Raw genomic sequence first — 1,661 nt, 5'->3', positions numbered from 1 at the left:
CGGAGGCCTTCCGCGAGGGCCCGCCGCTCGACCAGCTGGTGCTGGCGCCGCGCTTCGGGGCGATCTTCGAGGCGGGTATCCCGGCACTGCGCTGCGTCGTCGCGGCCTCGGTCGCGGCGGGTTTCCCGCTGCCGGTGCTCGCCTCGGCGCTGGCGTTCTGGGACACCATGCGCCGCCCCGAGGGCACGGCAAACCTCATCCAGGCGCAGCGCGACTTCTTTGGGCGGCACGGGTTTGACCGCGTCGACGGCGAGGATCGCCCGCACGGGCCGTGGTGGGAGTGAGCCCCCCCGCGCCTCGTCCGCAGCTTCTATTGGCCGAAAATATCCCGGGGTGAATGCGGCGCCAGCCGCAGAGGGGCAGCGCCCCTCACTGCCCCCGCGGCTTGGCGCGCAGGGTCGGGTCCGCCTCGCGCGGGTCCTCGGGCCAGGGGTGGCGCGGGTACTGCGCCTTCATGTCCTTGCGCACATCGGCGTAGGAGCCATCCCAGAAGCCGGGCAGGTCCATCGTGGTCTGCACCGGGCGCCGGGCGGGCGAGAGCAGCGTGACCCGCAGCGGCCTGCGTCCCACCATCGGATGGGTGCGCTGACCGAACATCTCCTGCAGGCGCAGAGCGATCTCGGGGTGCTCTCCGGAATAGTCGATGGCGATCTCGCGCCCGAGCGGGGTGGTGAACTTGCCCGGCACCGCTGCATCGAGCGCCTGCTGCTGCGCCCAGTCAAGACGCGCGCGCAGCGCGGGCAGCGGATCGAAGCGCTTCCAGTCCTCGGCACTCCTCACGACCTCGATATAGGGCAGCAGCCAGTCCTCGAGCGTCTCGAGCAGCGCGGGCTCGCGCATGTCGGGCAGGTCGAGCCCGCCCTCGCGCCCGATCTCGGCCCGGGCGCAGAAGCGCCGCGCGGCGTCGGTCAGGGACAGGCCGAGCTCGCGCACGCCTTCGAGCATGGCGCGGGCCATGGCCTCGGACGGGGCATCCTTCCACGCGCGGTCGTCGAGCGCGATGGCGCCGAGCCTTTCCTGCTGTCGCGCCACGACGCGGCGGTCGCGTTTGGACCAGTGGCAGCTGTCCTGCCAGCGGATCGTCTCGGGGAAGAGGTCGCGCAGCTCACTCTCGGTGATCTGGACCGCCTGCCGGATGCGGGCCTCGCGCGGGTTGCCGTCGGTGTCGGTCACCACGATCAGCCGGGCCGAGGCGAGCGGGTCCGAAGGCTCGAGCACCGCGCCCTTGCCGCCCGAGAGCTGGAAGCGCGGCGCGTCGCCCTTGCGGCGCAGGCCGATGCGGTCGGGGTAGGCCAGCGCCGCCATGGCGGCGGGGCCGAGGTCCCCGTAGCCACGGCCGGCGTCGCGCGGGGCCTGCCGGCGCAGGCGTCTGGCCTCGGTTCGGATGCGCTCGAGCGCGGCGCGGTTGACCTGGTGCGGGCGGCTCTCGGTAAAGCGGCGCAGGTCGGTCATCGCCTCGAGCCGCAGCGTAAGATCCGAGGGCGCCCCGACCAGCGGGTCGCGATCCGCCAGCAGTGCCGCGAGATCCGCGGCGCGCGGTCCCGCCAGCGTCAGCATGTGGCCCAGACGCGGATGCAGCGGCAGCTTGGCGAGGATCTTGCCATGCTCGGTGATCCGTCCGGTTTCGTCGAGCGCGCCCAGCATGGTGAGCAGCGCCTGCG

Annotated in this window: 1 protein-coding gene and 1 pseudogene; one reads left to right on the top strand and one right to left on the bottom strand. The window is 73.1% G+C overall.

Annotation, left to right across the window (positions count from 1 at the left end):
* Positions 1-284 (top strand): annotated as a pseudogene (locus HC022_RS26045) (NADP-dependent phosphogluconate dehydrogenase); the annotation flags it as partial.
* A gap of 85 nt (positions 285-369) precedes the next feature.
* Here the strand turns inward: HC022_RS26045 and HC022_RS26040 are convergent.
* On the bottom strand, positions 370-1,661 hold a 1,292-nt coding region (locus tag HC022_RS26040; protein ID WP_303049107.1), incomplete at its 5' end, for an ATP-dependent helicase C-terminal domain-containing protein.

The sequence above is a fragment of the Salipiger sp. HF18 genome, assembly GCF_011806505.1.
In the GTDB taxonomy this organism is placed as follows: domain Bacteria; phylum Pseudomonadota; class Alphaproteobacteria; order Rhodobacterales; family Rhodobacteraceae; genus Salipiger; species Salipiger thiooxidans.
Note: the sequence above shows the minus strand (reverse complement) of the source record. Positions and strands in the feature narration are given on the sequence as shown.